Raw genomic sequence first — 21,148 nt, 5'->3', positions numbered from 1 at the left:
GGGGGGGGGGGGGGCGCGGGGGGGTCGGCGACGGGGCGCGGCGCCCCCTCACCCGGCCTGCGCGCCGGCGGCGCGAAGGCCGACCTCTCCCCGCACGCGGGGAGAGGTGAAGCCGCAATCGTCGAAAGAGTCGTCTTGCCGCTCATCGCTCTCACCGGTAGGGCGCGTCGAGCGCGATGTTCTGGGCGATCTCGCGCTCCCAGCGGTCGCCGTTCGAGAGCAGCCGCGCCTTGTCGTAATAGAGCTCTTCACGGGTCTCGGTGGCGAACTCGAAGTTCGGCCCCTCGACGATCGCGTCCACCGGGCACGCCTCCTGGCAGTAGCCGCAATAGATGCACTTCACCATGTCGATGTCGTAGCGGGTGGTGCGCCGCGTGCCGTCGTTACGGCGCGGCCCCGCCTCGATGGTGATCGCCTGGGCCGGGCAGATCGCCTCGCACAGCTTGCAGGCGATGCAGCGCTCCTCGCCGTTCGGATAGCGACGCAGCGCGTGCTCGCCGCGGAAGCGCGGCGACAGCGGGTTCTTCTCGAACGGATAGTTGATGGTCGGCTTCGGCTTGAAGAAATAGCGCATCGACAGGCCGATCGCCTGCACGAACTCCAGGAGGAATAGCTGCCGGGCGGCCAGATCGAGTCTCATCGTGTCGTCCTCGCGTTCACCGCCAGCCCCCGTATTGCAGCACGCCAGCCACCACCACCACCATGAACAGCGAGATCGGCAGGAAGACCTTCCAGCCGAGCCGCATGAGCTGGTCGTAGCGGTAGCGCGGCACGAACGCCTTCACCAGCGCGAACATGAAGAACACCGCCAGCGCCTTGAGGGTGAACCAGATCACCCCCGGCACCCAGGTGAAGGGCGCGAACGGGATCGGCGACAGCCAGCCGCCGAGAAACAGGATGGTGCACAGCGCGCACATGGTGGTGATCGCCACGTACTCGCCGAGCATGAACAGCACGTAGGGCGTCGAGCCGTACTCGACCATGTAGCCGGCGACCAGCTCCGACTCCGCCTCGACGAGGTCGAACGGCGGCCGGTTGGTCTCGGCCAGCGCCGACACGAAGAAGATGATGAACATCGGAAAGAGCGGCAGCCAGTACCAGCCGAGCATGCCCCACTCGCTGTCCTGCGCCCGCACGATGTCGGACAGATTGAGCGAGCCGACGCACAGCAGCACGGTGATGATCACGAAGCCGATCGAGACCTCGTAGGAGACCATTTGGGCGGCCGAGCGCAGCGCCGACAGGAAGGCGTATTTCGAGTTCGACGCCCAGCCGGCCATGATGATGCCGTAGACGCTGAGCGAGGAGATCGCGAAGACGTAGAGGATGCCGAGATTGATGTCGGCGACCGCCCAGCCGTCGGCGACCGGTATCACCGCCCAGGCCGACAGCGCCAGCACGCAGGTGACGAGCGGCGCCAGGATGAACAAGCCCTTGTTGGCGCCGTCCGGGATGATCGGCTCCTTGAGGGCGAACTTCATCATGTCGGCGAAGGATTGCAGCAGCCCCCATGGCCCGACCACGTTGGGGCCGCGCCGGATCTGCACCGCCGCCCAGATCTTGCGGTCGGCATAGAGGACGTAGGCGATCACCGTCATCAGGATCAGCAGCACCGCGAGGCTCTGGATCACGATGATCAGCAGCGGCCAGATGTAGTCGGTCCAAAGCTCGGCCATCGGGGGCTACTCCGCGGCGCGCAGCGCGTCGTGGTCGCGGGCGAGCGCGGAGCACTCGGCCATCACCACGGAGGCGCGGGCGATCGGGTTGGTCAGGTAGAAGTCGGACACCGCCGGCACGAAGGCGCCCTTGTCGGGCGTGCCGGAGCGGCCGGCGAGCCGGTGGACTTCCGCGGGCGTGCCGGGCGCCACCACGTCGAGCCGCTGCAGATGCGGGTGCGCCTGGTAGAGCGCGGTGCGCAGCGCGAGCAGCGAATCCCACGGCAGGGTACGGCCGAGGATTTCCGACAGCGCGCGGAGAATGGCCCAGTCCTCGCGGGCCTCGCCCGGCGGGAAGCCGGCCCGCAGGCCCATCTGCACCCGCCCCTCGGTGTTGAGATAAATGCCCGATTTCTCGGTGTAGGCGGCGCCGGGCAGGATCACGTCGGCGCGGTGGGCGCCGCGGTCGCCATGGGTGCCGATATAGACGACGAAGGTTTCGGGGGCGACGTCGATCTCGTCGGCGCCGAGCAGCACCAGCACGTCGAGGCCGCCGAACGCCGCCATCCGCGTCGCGTCGAGCCCGCTTTGCCCCGGCACGAAGCCGATATCGAGGCCGCCGACCCGCGAGGCCGCGGTGTGCAGCACGCCAAAACCGTTCCAGTCGTCCTTCACCGCGCCGAACTCGACCGCCGCCTTGGCGGCGAGCGTGGCGATCGCCGCGCCGTCCGGCCGCGCGGTCGCGCCGTTGCCGAGCAGCACCAGCGGCCGCTCCGCCTTGCGCAGGATGTCGGCGAACTCGCCGTTGCCGGCCGCGAGGTCGGCGAGCGTGTCGGGGCCGGCACCGAGATACTGATAGGGATAGGTGAGATCGACCCGCTCGCCGATCAGGCCGACCGGGAACGGCCCCGCGCGCCAGCGCTTGCGGATGCGGGCATTGAGCACCGCCGCCTCGCGGCGCGGATTGGCGCCGACGATCAACAGCGCGTCCGCGGTCTCGATGCCGGGAATGGTCGGGTTGAAGCGATAGGCCGCCTTGCCCCAGGCCGGATCGATCACCGAGCCGTCCTGCCGGCAGTCGATGTTCTGCGAGCCGAGCCCGGACATCAGCTCCTTGAGCGCGAACATCTCCTCGACGCTGGCGAGATCGCCGGCGATGGCGCCGATCCGGCCCGGCCCGGTGCCGTCGACCTTTGCCGCGATCGCCCGGAACGCCTCGCTCCAGGAGGCGGGGCGCAGCTTGCCGCTCTCGCGCACATAGGGCCGGTCGAGCCGCTGCACCCGCAGGCCGTCGACCACGTGGCGGGTCTTGTCGGAGATCCACTCCTCGTTCACGTCCTCGTTGACGCGCGGGAGGATGCGCAACACCTCGCGGCCGCGGGTGTCGACCCGGATCGCCGAGCCGACCGCGTCCATCACGTCGATCGACTGGGTTTTCGTCAGCTCCCACGGGCGGGCGGTGAAGGCGTAGGGCTTCGAGGTCAGCGCGCCGACCGGGCAGAGATCGACCACGTTGCCCTGCAGCTCGGAGGTCAGCGCCTGCTCGAGATAGGTGGTGATCTCCATGTCCTCGCCGCGGCCGATGGCGCCGAGCTCGGGCACGCCGGCCACCTCGGTCGCGAAGCGCACGCAGCGGGTGCACTGGATGCACCGGTTCATCGCGGTCTTGACGAGCGCACCGAGATACTTGTCCTCGACCGCCCGCTTGTTCTCCTTGAACCGCGAGGAATCGACCCCGTAGGCCATCGCCTGGTCCTGCAGGTCGCATTCGCCGCCCTGGTCGCAGATCGGGCAGTCGAGCGGGTGGTTGATGAGGAGGAACTCCATCACCCCTTCCCGCGCCTTCTTGACCATCGGCGATTTCGTCAGCACCTGCGGCGGCTCGCCGTTCGGCCCCGGCCGGCAGTCGCGCACGCCCCAGGCGCAGCTCGCCACCGGTTTTGGCGAGCCCTTCAGCTCCACGAGGCACATGCGGCAGTTGCCGGCGATCGACAGGCGCTCGTGGAAGCAGAAGCGCGGAATCTCGGCGCCCGCCGCCTCGCAGGCCTGCAAGAGCGTGTAGTCCGGCGGAACGTCCACCTCGATGCCGTCGACGACGATCTTTGTCATCTCACGTTCGTTCCTGCTCGACCGCCTCTCCCCGTCGTCATCACCGGGCTCGACCCGGCGATCCATCGTCTTCGCTCGATGGATGCCCGGCTCGAGGCCGGGCATGACGCATGGGTGCTGGGCTGCCTCCCTCGTGTTCGCGTCATTCCGCCGCCACCGGGACCTCGCCCGGATCGCGCACGCCGACCGCGTCGGGCCGCGCCGCGTATTCGTCGATGCGCCGCTCGATCTCGCCACGGAAGTGGGTGATCAAGCCCTGGATCGGCCACGCCGCGGCGTCGCCGAGCGCGCAGATGGTGTGGCCCTCGACCTGCTTCGACACCTCGAACAGCATGTCGATCTCGCGCTTTTCCGCGCGCCCCTCGGCCATCCGGCTGACGACGCGCCACATCCAGCCCGTCCCCTCGCGGCAGGGCGTGCACTGGCCGCAGCTTTCGTGGCGGTAGAAATAGGAGATGCGGGCGATCGCACGGACGATGTCGGTCGACTTGTCCATCACGATCACCGCCGCGGTGCCGAGGCCCGACTTCAGCTTCATCAGCGAGTCGAAATCCATCGGCAGGTCGTTGCAGAGATCGGCCGGCAGGCAGCGCACCGACGACCCACCGGGGATCACCGCGAGCAGATTGTCCCAGCCGCCGCGCACGCCCCCCGCATGGGTCTCGATCAGGTCGCGCAGCGGGATGCCCATCTCCTCCTCGACATTGCACGGCTTGTTCACGTGCCCGGAGATGCAGAAGAGCTTCGTTCCGGTGTTGTTCGGCCGGCCGAGGCCGGCGAACCATGCGGCACCGCGTCGGAGAATGGTCGGCGCGACCGCGATGCTCTCGACGTTGTTCACCGTGGTCGGGCAGCCATAGAGCCCGACATTGGCCGGGAACGGCGGCTTGAGCCGCGGCATGCCCTTCTTGCCCTCGAGGCTTTCGAGCAGGGCCGTCTCCTCGCCGCAGATGTAAGCGCCGGCGCCGTGATGGACGTAGAGGTCGAAGTCGAAGCCGTGGATGTTGTTCTTGCCGATCAGTCTTGCCTCGTAGGCCTGATCGATCGCCGCCTGAAGGCGCTCGCGCTCGCGGATGAACTCGCCGCGGACATAGATGTAGCCGGTATGCGCGCCCATCGCGAAGCCGGCGACCAAGCAGCCTTCCACCAAGAGGTGCGGGTCGTGGCGAAGGATCTCGCGGTCCTTGCAGGTGCCGGGCTCGGACTCGTCGGCATTGACGACGAGATAGCTCGGCCGCCCGTCCGACGCCTTCGGCATGAACGACCATTTGAGGCCGGTCGGGAAGCCTGCGCCGCCGCGGCCGCGCAGACCGGAGGCCTTCATGTCGGCGACGATGCCGTCGCGGCCCTTCTCGAGCAGCGCCTTGGTGCCGTCCCAGGCGCCGCGCTTGCGCGCGCCCTCGAGGCCCCAGTCGCCCTGCCCGTACAGATTGGTGAAGATGCGATCGCGATCGTTGAGCATCATTCCCGCCTAGTGGTCTTGCTGCCCTCGGACGCGTCGCCGACCGGCGGCTTGGGCGTCCCTTCCTCACGGACGTTCGCGGCCTCGCCGGGCCGCTTGGGCTCGGTGTCGGCGAGCGCCGGCTCCTTCGGCGTCGGCGTGCTCGGCCGCTCCGGCAGGTCGGTCAGCGTGGTCGGCCCACCCTCCGGCGCCGAGCACTGGCGGCCGATCTGCGAGCCGGTCGCGACCTGCCGTCCGGCGGCGAGATCGTCGAGCAGCTTTGCGAAATTCTCCGGCGTGAGGTCTTCGTAATAATCGTAACCGATCTGGGCCATCGGCGCGTTGACGCAGGCGCCGAGACACTCGACCTCGGTCCAGGAGAGCTTGCCGTCGGCGGTGACGTGGTGCTCCTCGCCGATCTTCTCCTTGCAGACCTTCTTGAGCGCGTCGGCACCGCGCAGCACGCAGGGCGTGGTGCCGCACAGCTGGACGTGATGCTTCCCGACCGGCTCGAGATTGAACATCGTGTAGAAGGTCGCGACCTCGAGCACCCGGATATAGGCCATGCCGAGCAGGTCGGCGACGTGCTCGATCGCCTTCTGCGGCACCCAGCCGCCGGCCTGCTCCTGCGCCCGCCACAGAAGCGGGATCACCGCCGAGGCCTGACGCCCTTCCGGATATTTGGCGATCTGCCCCTTGGCCCAGTCGAGATTGTCGCCGGTGAAGGCGAACTCCTTCGGCTGCTGGTCCGCGGGAGCGAGGCGACGAACGGACATTTCAGTTGATCTCCTTCGCGCCGGGTGCGGCAGCCGGGCCGAGCAGCGCCTCGACCGAGACCGTGAGGCCGGGCGGATCGAGCACGATCTCGCCGTCACGGAGGATGCGGGTGTCGATCGTGGCCTCGCCGGTGCGGCGGTGATGCACGACGGCGCCCTGGGTGCCAGCGACGATCAGGTAGTGCGCGACGCTCGGCAGGGCGAAATAGTCGACCAGCTTGGTCTCCCGGTCCTCGCGCTCGCTCGACGGCGACACCACCTCGACGACGATCACCGGCGTGTCGATCAGCAGCGCGTCGGGATCGGGCTCGGCGCCGCAGTGCACGACGACGTCCGGGATGCGCACGGTGCGCTCGCCGACCCTGACGCCCACGCCGTCGATGAACACCTCGCAGGGAACCGGGGCGCTCTGGATCGCGTCGTAGAGCGCGCGGTAAACGGCCGACTTCGCGCGATTGTGCTTCACCGAATCCCGGGTCATGGCGACCACCCTGCCGTCCACCAGTTCGTAGCGCTCGGTCTCCGGCTGGCGCGCGCTCCAGTCCAAGAATTCCTGCACGGTCATCCGGGCGGTCGGGGGCAGCGGCGCGTTCATCGGTCGACCTCCCCGAACACCAGATCGAGCGAGCCGATGATCGCGGTGATGTCGGCCATCAGGTGGCCCTTGCTGAGGAAGTCGATGGCGCTGAGATGCGCAAAACCGGTCGCGCGGATCTTGCACTTGTACGGCTTGTTGGTGCCGTCGGCGACCAGATAGACGCCGAGCTCGCCCTTGGGGGTTTCCGCCGCCGCATAGACCTCGCCGGGCGGCACGTGAAAGCCCTCGGTGTAGAGCTTGAAGTGATGGATCAGCGCTTCCATCGAGCGCTTCATCTCGCCGCGGCGGGGCGGCACGTACTTGTTGTTCTCGGGCAGCACCGGCCCCTGCCCGTCCGGCTGCGCGAGCTTCTCGAGGCACTGGCGGATGATGCGGATCGACTGGCGCATCTCCTCCATGCGGACGAGATAGCGGTCGTAGCAGTCGCCGTGCTTGCCGATCGGGATGTCGAAGGCGAGCTCGCTGTAGCACTCGTAGGGCTCGGCGCGGCGAAGGTCCCAGGCGGCGCCGGCGGCGCGCACCAGCGGGCCGGAAAAGCCCCAGCCCCAGCAGTCCTTCAGGGTCATCACCCCGATGTCGACCATGCGCTGCTTGAAGATGCGGTTTTCCGTGAGCAGCGCGTCGAGGTCGGCGAGCGTGCTCAAAAACGGGTCGCACCACGCCGCGATGTCGTCGAGCAGCTTCGGCGTCACGTCCTGATGCACGCCGCCCGGACGGAAATAATTGGCGTGCATGCGGGCTCCCGAGGCGCGCTCGTAGAAGCCCATGATCTTTTCACGATCCTCGAAGCCCCACAGCGGCGGGGTCAGCGCGCCGATGTCGAGCGCGCCGGTGGTGACGTTGAGGATGTGGTTCTTGATGCGCGTCAGCTCGAGAAAGAGCACGCGCAGGAGCTGGGCACGGCGCGGCACGGCGAGGCCGAGCAGTTTTTCGACCGCCATGCAGAAGACGTGCTCCTGCGACATCGGCGAGGAGTAGTCGAGCCGGTCGAAATACGGGATCGCCTGCAGATAGGTCTTGTACTCGATCAGCTTCTCGGTGCCGCGGTGCAAGAGCCCGACATGCGGATCGGCGCGCTCGATCACCTCGCCGTCGAGGTCGAGCAGCAGCCGCAGCACGCCGTGAGCCGACGGATGCTGCGGGCCGAAATTGATCGTGAAGCTGCGGACGGAAGCCTCTGCCATCACTCACCCTCCGCCGACGCCAGCCCGGCGGCTTTCGCCTTCTCGCCCGTGCGGGCATTGAACTTGTCCCAGCTCACCACCACGCGCTCGTGACGGCCCTTGCCGATGGTGTCGACCCCGTCGTGGGCCGTCACCTGGAAGGTCAGCCGGCGGCCATCGACCGCGACGCACTCGGCGTCGACCGTCACCGTCAGGCCGGGCGGCGTCGCCGCCGTGTGGTCGACGTCGACATGCACCCCGAGGCTGCCCTCGCCCGCGTCGAGATGCGGCGCCATCAGCCGCACGCAGGTCCATTCCATCAGCCCGACCATGAAGCCGGTGGCAAAGACCTTCGGCATCGCCGAGAATTCCGGCGCCTCCGGATAGAGGCACGGCACCGTCTTGGTCTCGGGCACCGTGTAGGAGAAGCGGTGCGTGAGGCCGGGCACGAGGGAGGGCTTCATCGCGGCTCAGCCCACCTTGGCCTTCTCGTCGCCGGGCAGGACGTAGTCGGGCCCCTCCCACGGCGAGAGAAAATCGAAGTTGCGGAATTCCTGCGCCAGCCGGACCTTGTCGTAGACGACGCGCTTCTGCTGGTCGTCCCAGCGCACCTCGACGAAGCCGGTGAGCGGAAAGTCCTTGCGCAGCGGATGACCCTCGAAGCCGTAGTCGGTGAGGATGCGGCGCAGGTCCGGATGGCCGGTGAAGACGACGCCGTAGAGGTCGAACGCCTCGCGCTCGAACCAGTCGGCGCCGGGATAGACCGAGACGATCGACGGCACGCTCTCGCCGTCCTCGACCGCGAGCTTGATGCGCACCCGCTGGTTCTTGGTCGGCGACAACAGATGATAGACGACGTCGAAGCGCTGCTCGCGCTGTGGCCAGTCGACCGCGGTGACGTCGATGAAGCAGGCGAACTGGAAGTCGGGGTCGTCGCGCAGCCGGGTCGTCACGGCGACGATCTCGCTCGCCTTCGCGGTCACCGTGAGGTCGCCGTACGCGACCGAATGGCCGGTCACCGCGCCGGGAAGCGCCCGTTCGATCGCCTGTCCGAGCTCGTCGAGCCTGTCGTCCATCGGTGTCCCCAACTCTCCTGGCTCGTCCTTCGTCGTGCCGTCCCGCGGTCGGGCCGGCAAGGAACCGGCGACGTCCGCCGGTCAGCGTTCGATGGTGCCGGTGCGGCGGATCTTTCGCTGCAGCAGCAGCACGCCGTAGAGCAGCGCCTCGGCGCTCGGCGGGCAGCCCGGCACGTAGACGTCGACCGGCACGATGCGGTCGCACCCGCGCACCACGGCGTAGGAGTAGTGATAGTAGCCGCCGCCGTTGGCGCACGAGCCCATCGAGATGACGTAGCGCGGCTCCGGCATCTGGTCGTAGACCTTGCGGAAGGCGGGCGCCATCTTGTTGGTCAGCGTGCCGGCGACGATCATCACGTCCGACTGGCGCGGCGAAGCGCGCGGCGCGAAGCCGAACCGCTCGAGGTCGTAGCGCGGCATCGCCGCGTGGATCATCTCGATGGCGCAGCAGGCCAGGCCGAACTGCATCCACATCAGCGAGCCGGTGCGCGCCCAGTTGATGATCTCGTCGGTGGCGGTGACGATGAAGCCCTTGTCGGCGAGTTCGTCGTCGACCCGCGCGAAGAAGGGATCGTCGGCGCCGACCGGCTTGCCGGTCGCCGGATCGAGCACACCCGTCGGGGCGGGAGCGACCAGCGGACGTTCGTTCAGTCCCATTCCAGGGCTCCCTTCTTCCACTCGTAGACGAAGCCGATGGTCAGGACGCCGAGAAAGACCATCATCGACCAGAAGCCGAACAGGCCGACGTCGCCGAAGGCGACCGCCCAGGGAAACAGGAAGGCGACCTCGAGGTCGAAAATGATGAACAGGATGGAGATCAGGTAGAACCGAACGTCGAATCGCGCACGGGCGTCGTCGAAAGCATTGAACCCGCATTCATATGCGGAGAGCTTTTCCGGATCCGGATTCTTGTAGGCGATCAGGAAGGGGGCCACCATCAGACCGAGCACGATCACCAAGGCGATGGCGACGAACACCACGATCGGAAGATAGTTCAGCAGCAAGGCGTTCATACGAGACCTCTGATCTGCGACAAACAGCCCCCCGGGCCGGCCGTGCCGGTCCGCGGTCGCGCTCGGATGACCAGGCTCCGGACGGTCCCCGTCCGGACACCCCGCTGCGCCCGCAGCCCCGCGAGAACCGGTTGGAGTCGTTCCAGGCGGGACGCCCGACGCTTACCCCAGCGTCCGGACCGCCGCAAGCCGCCCGTTGCCCTCCGAAGCGGCATGCACGGTCGCCGTGCAAAGGAGAATTTTTTCGGCGCGGACGGGCTGTGGCACATCGCAGAGCAACATGCAAGACGACATGCAAATCACAGGCGATTGCAGCAGGAAACGGGCTTTTGGTACCGTTCCGCCCGCCGGCGGGCCCGCTGGCGGGACCGTCGCCGGGCCTGCCGCGGGGCTCTCCTCCGGCCGGGACGGAGCGCGCGGGCGAGAGGGGCGAGAGATCGGTCGGCCCGTCGCGGCGCCGTCTCGTCGCGACGACGCTGCGGGAACCCGGACAGAATCGAGAATCGCCCGCGACTCGCCGCATCGGGCGACAGCATCGGGTTGCCATCGCGTCCCGCCGCACCCGCCGCACCGATCTTCGGCGTCCTGGCCGCACCGCCGCCACGCCGCAGCGCCGCGACGATGGCGGCCCGCCGATGCGGACCGACGATCCGGCCTGCCGGATGCGGCATCGGCCGTCCCGGCGGTGCGCCCGGCCGGCCCTCCGCTTCGCAGTGCGCTACTCCGCCGTGCCCTGCCCGCCTGCGCTACCCGGCCTGCCCTACTCGGCCTGCCCTACTCGGCCGCGCTCGCCACCGCAGCCGCCACCCGCGCCTGCTCGGCGAGGTCGAGCACCACCCGGCACACACCCGGGTCGTCGGGGTCGTGCTCGGTGCGGAAGCCGAGCTCGGTGCACATTTTCAGCATCGTGGTGTTGTCGCGCAGCACCTGCCCCTCGACCACCTTCAGGCCTTCCGAGCGGGCGTATTCCAGCATCTGCAGCATCAAGACCCAGCCGAGCCCGCGCCCCTTGAGGTCGGAGCGCACCAGCACCGCGTACTCGCCCTTCTCGTAATTGGCGTCGGAGTGGATGCGCACGCCGCCCAGCATCTCGCCGGTGTTCTCGTCGATGGCGATGAACACCATCGCACGGGCGTAGTCGATCTGCGTCATGCGGGCGATGAAGGTGTGGCTGAACTCCTTGACCGGCGCGAAGAAGCGCAGCCGCAAATCGTTCTCGCCGACGTGCTTGAAGAACTTCAGATAGAGGCCCTCGTCCTCCGGCCGCACCGGCCGCACCAGCACGTCGAGCCCGTCCCAGATCTCGAGCTTCGGGCGCCGCTCCCACTCCTTCGGGTAGGGCTTTACCGCAAAACGCGACCGCGCCCCGGCCGCGACCGGCGCGACCAGCACCCGCGCGTCGACCGCGATCACCCCGTTCTCGTCCGCCAGCACCGGGTTGAGGTCGACCTCGCGCACCTCGGGAATGTCGGCGAGAAGCTGGGAGAGCTTCACCAGCATCAGCTCGAGCGCGCGTCGGTCGGCCGGCGGCACGTTGCGATAGCCGGCGAGCAGCCGCGATACCCGCGTGCGGTTGATCAGGTCGCCGGCGAGCTTCATGTCGAGCGGCGGCAGGGCGAGCGCCTTGTCGTTGATCACCTCCACCGCCGTTCCGCCGCGGCCGAACACGATGACCGGCCCGAATGTCGGGTCGTCGGCGGCGCCGACGATCAACTCGCGCGCTTTCGGCCGGACATACATGGGATGCACGGTGACGCCGGTGATCCGGGCATTCGGCTTGGCCGCCCGCGCGCGGCGCAAAATGTCGTCGGTCTCCTCGCGCACCGAGTCCTCGGTCAGCACGTTGAGGCGGACGCCGTTGATCTCCGACTTGTGGATGATGTCGGGCGACAGGATCTTCAGCACCACCGCCTGCCCCTTGGCGAGGAACGGCCGCGCCGCCGCGGCCGCCTCGCGCCCGTTGGTGGCGAGGAAGGACGGGGCGATCGGGATGCCGTAGGCGGTGAGCAGGGTCTCGATGTCGAGCGGATCGAGCCAGGTCTTTCCCTCGGCGATCGCGTCGGCGACCACCGATTTCGCCACCTCGGCGTCGGAGACGAACTGGTCCGGCACGCTCGGCGGCGTCTCCATCAGTGCGTCCATCGCCTCGCGATAGCGCACGATGTGCATGAAGCCGCGGATCGCCTCGGTCTCGGTCGCGTAATGCGGCACGCCGGCGGCGTCGAACACACGGGTGGCGTCACCGTTGTCGCCGACCCACACGGTCAGCACGGGCTTGCGCGAATAGGCGCGGCCACGCTCGCGCTGGATCACGTCGACCACGGCGGCGGCCGAGTCGGCGGCGGAGGCGAGTGCGGTCGGGCAGTTCATCACCAGCACGGCGTCGTTGCCGGGATCGGCGACGAGCTGCTCCAGCGCGGCGCGGTAGCGGTCGGCATCGGCGTCACCGATGATGTCGACCGGGTTCGCCTTCGACCAGGTGGGCGGCAGAACCTTGTCGAGCGCGGCGATCCGCTCCTCGGAGAGGGTCGCGAGGCGGCCGCCGTAATCGACCAGCCGGTCGACCGCCAAGACCCCGATGCCGCCGCCATTGGTGAGCATCGCCAAGCGCTTGCCGTCGAACGGGCTGAGATGGCCGAGGGTCTCGGCGGCGGCGAACAGCTCGTCGAGATCGAGCACCCGCAGAAGGCCGGCGCGGCGAAAGGCGGCATCGTACACCGCGTCCGAGCCGGCGAGCGCGCCGGTATGGGTCGCCGCCGCCCGGGCGCCGAGCGTGTGCCGGCCGGATTTCACCACGATCACCGGTTTTACACGCGCCGCGCCGCGGGCCGCCGACATGAACTTGCGCACGTCGGTGATCGACTCGACATACATCAGGATCGCGCGGGTCTTGCGGTCCATCGCGAAGTAATCGAGCAGGTCGCCGAACTCGACGTCGATCGCGTCGCCGATCGAGGCGACCGCGGAGAAGCCGATCGAGCGGTTGGCGGCCCATTCGACCAGGCTCGCGGCGATCGCGCCGGACTGCGAGATCAGCGCGAGATCGCCGACCTTGGCGTTGCGGGTGGCGAAGCTCGCATTGAGATTGATGCTGGGAACCAGGAGCCCCAGGCAGTTGGGGCCGAGAATGCGGATGCCGTGGATGCGGGCGGCCTGCACCGCCTGCTCGGCGAGCGAGCCCGGCCCGTGGCCGAGGCCGGCCGAGATCACCACCACCCCCTTGACGCCGCGCGCCCCGGCCGCGGCGATCGACCGCGGCACCTCGAGCGGCGGAACCGTGAGGACCAGCAGGTCCGGCACCGGGTCGAGGTCGTCGATGCTCGCCAGCGTCGGCATCCCGTCGACTTCGGGGTAGCGCGGATTGACGAGCTGGATCGGCCCCTTGAACCCGCCGTCGCGGATGTTGGCGAGCACGATGCGGCCGAGCGAGCGCTCGCGCGGGCTCGCTCCGGCGAGTGCCAGGGATTTGGGGGCGAACAGCGATTCGAGTCGGTAGGTGCTCATGGATTCGCCTCTTTTCGAGCCGGGCGCGGCGGCGCTCGGCTGCCGGGTTTCCTCGGCCGAGCCGACCGGGTCGGCAGGCACAGAGACAACTGAGAGAACACGCGACGATCGCACTGCAGCAGAAAAATTGTATGAATAGGGCCTGCAATACCACCGGAATCTGCAGAAACGACGATCCTCCGCTGCATTGCACCATTCGCCGGCGACAAAGGCACTGCGGCGAAAGGCCTCCCGTCGATCGGCCGGCGGCGGGCGCCGAAACCCGCCGCCGCTCGATCCAACCCCGTCTACCGCAGGTCGAGAATCTCGCGCGTGAGCATTTCTCCTACCTCTGGATCGGCACGAACGGCGATCGCAGCTCGCCCGACTTGTAGCGGGGGGGATGCAGGATCACCTGCTTGCCCGGCTTCTCGAACTGGGCGAGGTCGTCGCCCTCGATTCCCTGGTACTGGATCGTGAGGATGCGCGGCTCCGCCCACTCGCCGCGGTCGCCGAACCGGATCGTCCCGACGATCGTGTCGAAGGCGTTGGCGCGAATGTGATCGGCGAGTTTTGCGTCGTCGAGCGACCCGACCGCCTCGATCGCCGATTGCAGGATCTGCATCTCGGCATAGGCGAAGGGCGGGATGTAGAGACCGAGCGGGTCGACCCCCGCAGGCTTCGCGCGCTCCCGGTAGGTCACCAGGAACTGCTCGATGCCGGGAAACGTCATCGTCGGCTCGGGAACATAGAGGTCGTAGGCGACGATGTTCTCCAGCATCGGCCCGAGCTGGTGCTTGAGGGTGGCGAACTGCAGGCCGATCATCCCGCCGCCGACCATCCGCGCGCCGAACCCGACCTCGTGGATGGTGCGGATCATGCCGGCCGAATCCGGCGGATAGGACGCGATGAACAAAAGGTCCGGCCGGGCCGCCTTGATGCTGCGCACGATCGGCGTGAAGTCGACCGTGCTCGGCGGATAGCTGCGGTCGTAGACGATCTTGGTGCCGTAGGTCTTGGCGTTGTCGCGCGCGCCTTCGAGCGCGAGGATCGAGTATTCGGCGTCCGCGCCCACCAGTGCGATGCTCGCGGGCTTCGGCGAAAGACCCATCGCCAGCTCGTAAAAGCCCTTCGAGAACTCGTGCTTGGCGTCCGGCCCGTTGGGCTGGAGCTGAAAGTACCGGTCGTACTGGAAGGCGTCGTTGCCGGCGAGCGCGAACAGCGAGAGAAACAGCTTTCCGCGCTGCATCACCACCGGCATCGCCGCCGCGGTCGGCACGCTCGCATAGCCGGAGATCACCAGGTCGACCTTGTCGATGTCGAGGAGCTTCGTGTAGATGCCCGGCACCGTCGCCGGGTTCGACTGGTCGTCGTAATGGACGAGCTCGACCTTACGCCCGAGCAGCCCGCCCTTCTGGTTCACCTGGTCGGCCCAGATCTGGTAGGCGAGCAGCGCCGCCCGGCCGCCGCCGGCGAGGCCGCCGGTGAGCGCCATGCTGAAGCCGATGCGGATCGGCTCCTTCGACTGGCCGAAGGCGCGCGTCGCCGAGAGCGGCAGCAGCGCGCCGGCGAGCACCGATCCGCCGAGGGCAAACGTATCGCGTCGCGAGAATCGAGCCACGGGCATGTCTCCCTTTGGACCGATCCGATCCCGGCCGGAGCATGCACGGCCGGTGAAGCGTGAGCCTGCCGACATGCGGCAGCCGAGACCGACCGGTCGTCTTTGTGGTTGTTGACCCCGAGACGATAAGTTTTGTCAAAATACGCCGCAACGGTGCATCCGAACGTTGCAGGCTAATCCTGCAACCGCGCGTAGGTCTCCACCCGATCGGTGCCGACGGTCTCGGTCCGCTGCAGGACGAGCGCCGGCCCGCCGGTGAGCGCCGCGAGCGGCAGCGTCTCCAGCGGCGCGATGCCGTCCGGCCCGATCGTCCTCTCGCCGTGGATCAACACGGCCGCGTCGACCAGATCGGCCTTCACCAGCGCGGCCGCGACGGTCGGCCCGCCCTCGACCAACAGCCTCGTGATGCCGCGCTCCGCCAGCGCTTTTGTCACCGCTCCGAGGTCGAGGCCCGCCTCGGCACGGCCGACCCGCAAAACCTCGGCGCCGGCGTCCCGCAGCGTAGTCTCCGCCTCGGCCGACGCGTCGTGCGCGGCAAAGATCCACAGCGGCGTCTCGCACGCGGTTTTCACGAGGCGCGAGGTTTTGGGCAGCCGCAAATCCGCGTCGAGCACCACCCGGACCGGCGAGCGGTGCGCGAGGCCGGGCAGCCGGCAGGTCAGCAAGGGGTCGTCGGCGAGCGCGGTGCCGATCCCGACAAAAATCGCGTCGTGCATCGCCCGCATCAGATGGACGCGGGCGTTCGCGGCCGCGCCGGTGATCGCCACCGGGCGGCGCCCCGGAAGGGCGACCTTGCCGTCGGCCGACAGCGCGAGCTTGAGCGTCACCTCCGGCCGGCCGTCGAGGAGTTTTCGGATGTGCCCGGCATGCGCGGCGCGCGCCTCGGCGGCGCGCAGGCCGACCTCGACCGCAACTCCGGCCGCCCGCAGTCTCGTGTGCCCCTGCCCCGCCACCAAGGGGTTCGGGTCCTCGATCGCCGACACCACCCGGGTGACACCGGCGGCGATCACCGCATCGGCGCAAGGCGGCGAGCGGCCGTGATGCGAGCACGGCTCGAGCGTGACATAGAGCGTCGCCCCGCGCGCCGCCTCGCCCGCCCGGCGCAGCGCATCGACCTCGGCATGCGGCCGCCCGCCCGGCTGCGTCCAACCCCGCCCGACGATCCTGTTTCGGCCGTTCCCGTCGTCGCGTACCAGCACGGCACCGACTGCCGGGTTCGGCCAGGTGTTGCCGAGCCCGCGGCGCCCGAGCGCCAGCGCCAGGTCCATGAACCGGGCGTCGGAGACCTGGGTGTCATCCGGCGCACGGTCCTGCGACGGCACTTTGGTCTTCGTGGACAAGCTCATGATTCGTCAGATTTTTACAGCACACGAACGGCCGAGCGGACGATATCGTCCCGCAGGCGCGGATGAAGACTGTCTCGGGTGGGGAGATCGACCCGTGTCCCGAGCCGGCTCTCGATCGACTCCTCGAGCCCGACCAGATCGACCAGCGAGAATTTCTTGGCCGGATCGTAATCGATGAACAAGTCGAGGTCGCTTCCGGCCGTCGCCTCGTCGCGCGCCGTCGCGCCGAACAGCCAGAGAGAGGTCGCCCCCCTCGCCCGCACGACGTCGCCGACTTCCGTCAGGCGTGCGATGGCTTCGGCTCGTTCCATGCCGACGCTCGTCTCACCCCGGCTTCGCCGGGCCGTCCTCGTCGTCCTCGCCGGCGAGCTCCGCCAGCGCGGTCTCGAAGTCCTTGGCCTCGCGGAAATTCTTGTAGACCGAGGCGAACCGGACATAGGCGACGTCGTCGAGCTCGCGCAGGTGGTCCATCACCGTCTCGCCGATCGTCTCGGCGGTGACCTCGCTCTCGCCGAGACTTTCCAGCTCCCGCACGATGCGCGAGATCGCCTCCTCGACCCGCTCGGGATCGACATTGCGCTTGCGCAGCGCGATCTCGACCGAGCGGGCGAGCTTGTCGCGGTCGAACGGCACGCGCCGGCCGTTGCGCTTGACCACGGTCAGCTCGCGCAGCTGCACCCGCTCGAACGTAGTGAAGCGGAAGCCGCAGACGGGACACAGCCGCCTGCGGCGAATCGCGGAGGAATCCTCGGTCGGACGCGAGTCCTTGACCTGCGTGTCGAGGCTGCCACAGCTCGGACAGCGCATTCCTCAAATCCCTCCGGGCGTCCCGCCTCAGAAATCGTAGATCGGGAACCGCGCCACCAGCTTGGCGACCTTTTCGCGGACCGCCGCCTCGACCAGCGAGTCGGCGTCGGTGTGCTTCTGCGACAAGACGTCGAGCACCTCCGAGATCATCTCGCCGATCTCCTGGAACTCGGCGACCCCGAAGCCCCGCGTGGTGCCGGCCGGCGTGCCGAGGCGGATGCCGGAGGTGACCATCGGCTTCTCGGGGTCGAAAGGAATGCCGTTCTTGTTGCAGGTGATGGCGGCACGGCCGAGCGCGCCCTCGGCGACCTTGCCGGTCAGGCGCTTCGGCCGCAGATCGACCAGCATGAGGTGCGTGTCGGTGCCGCCGGAGACGATGTCGAAGCCCTTCGACTTCAGGGTTTCCGCAAGCGCTTTCGCATTTTCCGCGATGTTCTTCGCATAAACCTTGAAGGACGGCCGCAGCGCCTCGCCGAACGCCACCGCCTTGGCGGCGATCACGTGCATCAGCGGCCCGCCCTGCATGCCGGGGAAGACGGCCGAGTTGATCTTCTTCGCCAAAACCTCGTCGTCGGTGAGGATGACGCCGCCGCGCGGGCCCCGCAGCGTCTTGTGGGTCGTGGTGGTGACGACATGGGCGTGCGGGAACGGGCTCGGATGGGCGCCACCGGCGACCAGGCCGGCGAAGTGCGCCATGTCGACCATCAGATAGGCGCCAACCTCGTCGGCGATCTCGCGGAACGCGCGGAAGTCGATGATCCGCGGATAGGCCGAGCCACCGGCGACGATCACCTTCGGCTTGTACTCGCGGGCGAGGCTGCGCACCTCGTCCATGTCGATGCGGTGGTCGTCCTGGCGCACGCCGTAGGGCACCACGTGGAACCACTTGCCGGACACATTGACCGGCGAGCCGTGGGTGAGATGGCCGCCGGCCGCCAGATTGAGCCCCATGAAGGTGTCGCCGGGGTTCATCAGCGCGAAGAACACGGCGGAATTGGCCGAGGCGCCCGAGTGCGGCTGGACATTGGCAAAGCCGCAGCCGAACAGCTTGGTGACGCGCTCGATCGCCAGCCGCTCGACCACGTCGACATATTGGCAGCCGCCGTAATAGCGCTTGCCGGGAAGCCCTTCGGCGTACTTGTTGGTGAGCACCGAGCCCTGCGCCTCGAGCACCGCCCGGCTGACGATGTTCTCCGAGGCGATCAGCTCGATCTCGTCGCGCTGACGACCGAGCTCCTTCTGGATCGCGTCGAAGACGTCCGGGTCGCTGTCACGGACGGAGGCGGAAAAGAAGCTCTCGGCCTCGGGCGAGGCCGCATTCTGGGTCACCGACATCATGGTCTCCTGGCGCCGCGGGAAGAGCGTCGGCGCCGAGCGTCAGGCTGGTCCCGCGATATGCCCGCTCGATTAGCATAATGCTCTCGGCACGCCAACTGTGGGCAGATGCCGCGGGTCTCGGCCTAGATGTTGAGAGCGCCGGCGCGCACCCGGATATACACGACGACACCCCGCAGGGGTCGTACCTCTGCGCGACCCGGACAGCTTACCACCGATCGGTCACCGCTAATCGGTCACTGCTCCCGGGCGAGCCGGCGCTCGAGCTTGCGCATCGCGATCCGCCGCAGCTCGCCGCGCGGCGCCGCGGCCGGCCCGGTGATGCTGACCTCGATGCCGGTGAGCGCATCGATCGCAACGACCTTCACGTATTGTCCGACCACCGTCATCTCGAACAAAATCTCGCGGCCGGAAGCGGTATCGTCTGCCATCGAGATTCAGCGCAACGTCGCCCCCTGCCCTCGTCGCCCGACGCGACGTCAGCCGCGATGCACCGTGGTGCTCGCCGCCAAACCGTCGCGCGAATAGACGTCCTCGCGGAACTGCACCACGCCGTCGGGCGTCGCCCAGGCGGTGACATAGACCCAGTAGAGCGGCACCGGGTCGGCGAGGCGCGCGTCCTTGCGCTCGCCCGACTTGATGACGGCATCGATCTCGGCGCGCGACCAGCCCGGCGTGCCGGACAAAAGCCACACCACCAGCTCGCGCACGTTCTGCACCCGCATGCAGCCGGAGGAGTGGAAGCGGAAATTGTCGCCGAACAGGCTCTTTTCCGGCGTGTCGTGCATGTACACGCCGTCCTTGGAGGGAAAGTTGATGCGCAGCGAGCCGAGCGAGTTGAAGTCGCCCGGGTCCTGCCGGAAGCGGTAGCTCACCGCCTCGTTGGAGTACCAGTTGATGTCCCGCGGCTGCAGCTCGTTGCCCTTCGGGTCGTAGATGTGAATGTGGTTCTCGGTGAGGTAGTTCGGGTCGTCCTGCATGCGCGGGATGAGATCCTTGCGCACGATCGACACCGGCACCGTCCAGTAGGGGTTGAAATTGACCTCGACGATCCGGCTCTGCAGGTCGGGCGACGGGCGGTCCGGCTTGCCGGCGACGGTGACGTGGCGCGACACCACCACCCCGCTCTCGATCGCCTCGATCTGCGCCGCCGGGATGTTCGCCACCACCAGCTTGTTGCCGAGATTGCTGCTCAGCGTGCGCAGCCGCACCACGTTGATCTTCAGCTGCATCAGCCGCACGTGGGCCGGCACGTTGAGCGCCTGCAGCGTCTGCGCGCGCACCACGCCGTCGACCGACAGGCCGTGACGCGCCTGGAAGCGGCGCACCGCCGCCTCGACATAGGAATCGTAGACGTCGCCGGTGCCGGCCGCCGCCGGATCGAGATCGCCGGAGACGGCGAGCCGTTGGCGCAGGATCGGCACGCTCGGGTGGCGGTTGCCGAGCCGCAGGCGGTCGGGCGCCGGCACCTCGGGCCAGCCGCCGCGCGCGACGATGCCCTCGTAGCGCGGGATCGCCAGCTCGGTGGTGCGGGCGGTCGAGGGATCGAGCGTCGGCAGCGACGCCTTCGGCATCAGGATGGTGCGCGAGGCCGAATCGAAGCCCTGGCCGAAATTGCGGCCCTGCGCCTGGTCGATCAGCTGCTGGAGAATGGCGTCGTCGGCCAGCGCCCGGCGCGCCAGCCCCATGGAGGCCACGCCGCCGGCGGCGAGCGCCGCCAGAAAAGCCCGCCGGTCGAGTCCGTTCTTGTTGATTGGTCCGCTCATCCCGCCCCTCGCACGACCGTCGCACCATCGGTTGCCGCGCGCCGATCCGCACGGGCGTGCCCCGGCACCACGTATCCCGGATACCACGTGTCCATTTCCGAGTGTCCGCGACGTCCGGCAGCCGCCGGACCCGCGGTCGCGACGCAAACGACTCTGTGGGTAGGAAGGTCGATCGGCGATTTTATGTCAAGGAAGCCCGGCCGGCACGGGCTTCCTTCGGAGCGCCGCCGGATGCGTTCATGCGAGAGGCGCGTTCAGCCGCTCGAGCACGAGATCGGCGCGACTCGCGACGTCGACCTTCGGCAAAATCTCGATAGCATAACCGAGCTCGGCATAGACCCGCAGCAGCCGCTCGTGCTCGGCCACCGCCTCGGCAAAGCCGTGCCGCCGGTCGTCGTCGCGGCCGTAAATCTCCGGCCATGGCGGCGTCACGAACACGCGCCGGTGGTAGCGATGCGCGCGGCAATGGTGCTCGATCGCCGGCTCGCCGGTGGCGTGCTCGAGCGCTGCGGCCGCATCGACCAGCCCGCGATCGAAGAAGACCCATGCTGGCGCGGGCGATGACGCCGGCGCGGGCCGTGCGGCCGGCGCGGCGCCCTCCTCCCGCAGCGCCCCCGCCGCCCCTGCCTCCGCCCGTGTCGCCTCCGCCGCCGCGCGATCCGCGAGGGCCAGCGCGATCGCCCGCCGTGCAAAAGCCGCGAGATCGACCCATGGCAGCGCAGTGCCGCCCGCTTCGCGCTCCTCGGCGACGATCCGGCGTCCCGGCTCCTCGACCACGGCAAAGCCGCGCCGCTTCAGCTCGGCCAGCAGCGTCGATTTTCCCCCGCCCGAGCAGCCGGACACGACGACGAAACGGTTCATGAGACATGCCGGTGGTGCAAGGAGGAGATCGGTGCTCGCATGGTCGGCGCGACGCGCCGGCCGAGACCGGCACCGTCGCTGCCCCGGAAACGAAGGGA

General features: G+C 68.6%; 20 protein-coding genes. All 20 read right to left on the bottom strand.

The genetic code is table 11. The features are described 5' to 3' along the window. Positions 1-151 precede the first annotated feature (151 nt). The 20 genes from nuoI to A33M_RS14145 all read right to left on the bottom strand — a co-directional run bounded on the left by nuoI (position 152) and on the right by A33M_RS14145 (position 21,050). Positions 152-640, bottom strand: coding sequence for an NADH-quinone oxidoreductase subunit NuoI (gene nuoI / locus A33M_RS14240; protein ID WP_008388318.1), 489 nt, complete (start codon positions 638-640; stop codon positions 152-154). Positions 641-656: 16 nt separating this feature from the next. Further along, positions 657-1,676, bottom strand: coding sequence for an NADH-quinone oxidoreductase subunit NuoH (gene nuoH, locus A33M_RS14235; RefSeq protein WP_008388316.1), 1,020 nt, complete (start codon positions 1,674-1,676; stop codon positions 657-659). A gap of 6 nt (positions 1,677-1,682) precedes the next feature. Next, entirely contained in the window at positions 1,683-3,764 is a 2,082-nt protein-coding gene (gene nuoG, locus A33M_RS14230) for an NADH-quinone oxidoreductase subunit NuoG (protein ID WP_040620677.1), read from the bottom strand. A 142-nt stretch (positions 3,765-3,906) separates the two neighbouring features. Further along, a complete protein-coding gene (gene nuoF / locus A33M_RS14225; protein WP_040620688.1) occupies positions 3,907-5,226 on the bottom strand; it encodes an NADH-quinone oxidoreductase subunit NuoF in 1,320 nt (439 codons plus the stop codon). After that, positions 5,226-5,981, bottom strand: a complete 756-nt coding sequence (nuoE, locus tag A33M_RS14220; RefSeq protein WP_008388307.1) for an NADH-quinone oxidoreductase subunit NuoE — start codon at positions 5,979-5,981, stop codon at positions 5,226-5,228. Before nuoE ends, nuoF begins: the two co-directional genes overlap by 1 nt. Position 5,982: 1 nt before the next feature. Next, complete coding sequence (locus A33M_RS14215; protein WP_008388305.1) at positions 5,983-6,576, bottom strand: Uma2 family endonuclease; 594 nt, start codon at positions 6,574-6,576, stop codon at positions 5,983-5,985. After that, the gene (locus A33M_RS14210) at positions 6,573-7,763 is read right to left on the bottom strand and encodes an NADH-quinone oxidoreductase subunit D (protein WP_008388304.1); all 1,191 of its coding nucleotides are present in this window, start codon (positions 7,761-7,763) and stop codon (positions 6,573-6,575) included. Before A33M_RS14210 ends, A33M_RS14215 begins: the two co-directional genes overlap by 4 nt. Continuing rightward, positions 7,763-8,206, bottom strand: coding sequence for a thioesterase family protein (locus A33M_RS14205; protein ID WP_040620675.1), 444 nt, complete (start codon positions 8,204-8,206; stop codon positions 7,763-7,765). The genes A33M_RS14210 and A33M_RS14205 overlap by 1 nt, the downstream gene beginning before the upstream one ends. Before the next feature lie 6 nt (positions 8,207-8,212). Then, positions 8,213-8,818, bottom strand: a complete 606-nt coding sequence (locus A33M_RS14200; protein WP_008388299.1) for an NADH-quinone oxidoreductase subunit C — start codon at positions 8,816-8,818, stop codon at positions 8,213-8,215. A gap of 81 nt (positions 8,819-8,899) precedes the next feature. Beyond that, a complete protein-coding gene (locus A33M_RS14195; RefSeq protein ID WP_040620674.1) occupies positions 8,900-9,475 on the bottom strand; it encodes a NuoB/complex I 20 kDa subunit family protein in 576 nt (191 codons plus the stop codon). Then, the gene (locus tag A33M_RS14190) at positions 9,466-9,831 is read right to left on the bottom strand and encodes an NADH-quinone oxidoreductase subunit A (RefSeq protein ID WP_008388294.1); all 366 of its coding nucleotides are present in this window, start codon (positions 9,829-9,831) and stop codon (positions 9,466-9,468) included. The genes A33M_RS14195 and A33M_RS14190 overlap by 10 nt, the downstream gene beginning before the upstream one ends. Positions 9,832-10,605: 774 nt before the next feature. Next, complete coding sequence (locus tag A33M_RS14185; RefSeq protein WP_008388292.1) at positions 10,606-13,335, bottom strand: bifunctional acetate--CoA ligase family protein/GNAT family N-acetyltransferase; 2,730 nt, start codon at positions 13,333-13,335, stop codon at positions 10,606-10,608. Positions 13,336-13,660: 325 nt separating this feature from the next. Further along, positions 13,661-14,935, bottom strand: coding sequence for an amino acid ABC transporter substrate-binding protein (locus tag A33M_RS14180; RefSeq protein ID WP_040620686.1), 1,275 nt, complete (start codon positions 14,933-14,935; stop codon positions 13,661-13,663). Positions 14,936-15,108: 173 nt separating this feature from the next. Beyond that, positions 15,109-16,275: a bifunctional diaminohydroxyphosphoribosylaminopyrimidine deaminase/5-amino-6-(5-phosphoribosylamino)uracil reductase RibD gene (ribD, locus tag A33M_RS14175; RefSeq protein WP_052027063.1), complete on the bottom strand. Its 1,167-nt coding sequence runs from the start codon at positions 16,273-16,275 to the stop codon at positions 15,109-15,111. A gap of 20 nt (positions 16,276-16,295) precedes the next feature. After that, positions 16,296-16,592, bottom strand: a complete 297-nt coding sequence (locus A33M_RS14170; protein ID WP_008388285.1) for a nucleotidyltransferase family protein — start codon at positions 16,590-16,592, stop codon at positions 16,296-16,298. Positions 16,593-16,605: 13 nt separating this feature from the next. Beyond that, positions 16,606-17,088 carry a transcriptional regulator NrdR gene (nrdR, locus tag A33M_RS14165; protein WP_008388283.1) on the bottom strand — a complete coding sequence of 161 codons (483 nt, stop codon included), beginning with the start codon at positions 17,086-17,088 and terminating at the stop codon, positions 16,606-16,608. A 27-nt stretch (positions 17,089-17,115) separates the two neighbouring features. Beyond that, positions 17,116-18,423 (bottom strand): serine hydroxymethyltransferase, encoded by a 1,308-nt coding sequence (gene glyA / locus A33M_RS14160; RefSeq protein ID WP_008388281.1) that lies wholly within the window; start codon positions 18,421-18,423, stop codon positions 17,116-17,118. Between the two features lie 236 nt (positions 18,424-18,659). Beyond that, the gene (locus A33M_RS14155) at positions 18,660-18,854 is read right to left on the bottom strand and encodes a DUF6898 family protein (RefSeq protein WP_008388279.1); all 195 of its coding nucleotides are present in this window, start codon (positions 18,852-18,854) and stop codon (positions 18,660-18,662) included. A 48-nt stretch (positions 18,855-18,902) separates the two neighbouring features. Next, on the bottom strand, positions 18,903-20,189 hold the full coding sequence (locus A33M_RS14150; protein ID WP_008388276.1) for a L,D-transpeptidase family protein: 1,287 nt from the start codon (positions 20,187-20,189) through the stop codon (positions 18,903-18,905). Between the two features lie 237 nt (positions 20,190-20,426). Then, complete coding sequence (locus tag A33M_RS14145; protein ID WP_008388274.1) at positions 20,427-21,050, bottom strand: AAA family ATPase; 624 nt, start codon at positions 21,048-21,050, stop codon at positions 20,427-20,429. Positions 21,051-21,148: the final 98 nt, after the last annotated feature.

The sequence above is a fragment of the Rhodovulum sp. PH10 genome (genome assembly GCF_000293785.1).
Classification (GTDB): Bacteria; Pseudomonadota; Alphaproteobacteria; order Rhizobiales; family Xanthobacteraceae; genus Rhodoplanes.
This window is presented reverse-complemented; position numbering and strand designations above follow the sequence as displayed.

Excerpts from the sequence above, each read along its gene's own strand:
- A33M_RS14170 (WP_008388285.1), bottom strand. The coding sequence starts at position 16,592 with ATGGAACGAGCCGAAGCCATCGCACGCCTGACGGAAGTCGGCGACGTC.
- nuoG (WP_040620677.1), bottom strand. The coding sequence starts at position 3,764 with ATGACAAAGATCGTCGTCGACGGCATCGAGGTGGACGTTCCGCCGGAC.
- A33M_RS14145 (WP_008388274.1), bottom strand. The coding sequence starts at position 21,050 with ATGAACCGTTTCGTCGTCGTGTCCGGCTGCTCGGGCGGGGGAAAATCG.
- glyA (WP_008388281.1), bottom strand. The coding sequence starts at position 18,423 with ATGTCGGTGACCCAGAATGCGGCCTCGCCCGAGGCCGAGAGCTTCTTT.
- A33M_RS14185 (WP_008388292.1), bottom strand. The coding sequence starts at position 13,335 with ATGAGCACCTACCGACTCGAATCGCTGTTCGCCCCCAAATCCCTGGCA.
- A33M_RS14190 (WP_008388294.1), bottom strand. The coding sequence starts at position 9,831 with ATGAACGCCTTGCTGCTGAACTATCTTCCGATCGTGGTGTTCGTCGCC.
- nuoF (WP_040620688.1), bottom strand. The coding sequence starts at position 5,226 with ATGCTCAACGATCGCGATCGCATCTTCACCAATCTGTACGGGCAGGGC.
- nrdR (WP_008388283.1), bottom strand. The coding sequence starts at position 17,088 with ATGCGCTGTCCGAGCTGTGGCAGCCTCGACACGCAGGTCAAGGACTCG.
- nuoE (WP_008388307.1), bottom strand. The coding sequence starts at position 5,981 with ATGTCCGTTCGTCGCCTCGCTCCCGCGGACCAGCAGCCGAAGGAGTTC.
- A33M_RS14215 (WP_008388305.1), bottom strand. The coding sequence starts at position 6,576 with ATGAACGCGCCGCTGCCCCCGACCGCCCGGATGACCGTGCAGGAATTC.
- A33M_RS14195 (WP_040620674.1), bottom strand. The coding sequence starts at position 9,475 with ATGGGACTGAACGAACGTCCGCTGGTCGCTCCCGCCCCGACGGGTGTG.
- A33M_RS14200 (WP_008388299.1), bottom strand. The coding sequence starts at position 8,818 with ATGGACGACAGGCTCGACGAGCTCGGACAGGCGATCGAACGGGCGCTT.
- nuoI (WP_008388318.1), bottom strand. The coding sequence starts at position 640 with ATGAGACTCGATCTGGCCGCCCGGCAGCTATTCCTCCTGGAGTTCGTG.
- A33M_RS14150 (WP_008388276.1), bottom strand. The coding sequence starts at position 20,189 with ATGAGCGGACCAATCAACAAGAACGGACTCGACCGGCGGGCTTTTCTG.
- A33M_RS14210 (WP_008388304.1), bottom strand. The coding sequence starts at position 7,763 with ATGGCAGAGGCTTCCGTCCGCAGCTTCACGATCAATTTCGGCCCGCAG.
- A33M_RS14205 (WP_040620675.1), bottom strand. The coding sequence starts at position 8,206 with ATGAAGCCCTCCCTCGTGCCCGGCCTCACGCACCGCTTCTCCTACACG.
- A33M_RS14155 (WP_008388279.1), bottom strand. The coding sequence starts at position 18,854 with ATGGCAGACGATACCGCTTCCGGCCGCGAGATTTTGTTCGAGATGACG.
- nuoH (WP_008388316.1), bottom strand. The coding sequence starts at position 1,676 with ATGGCCGAGCTTTGGACCGACTACATCTGGCCGCTGCTGATCATCGTG.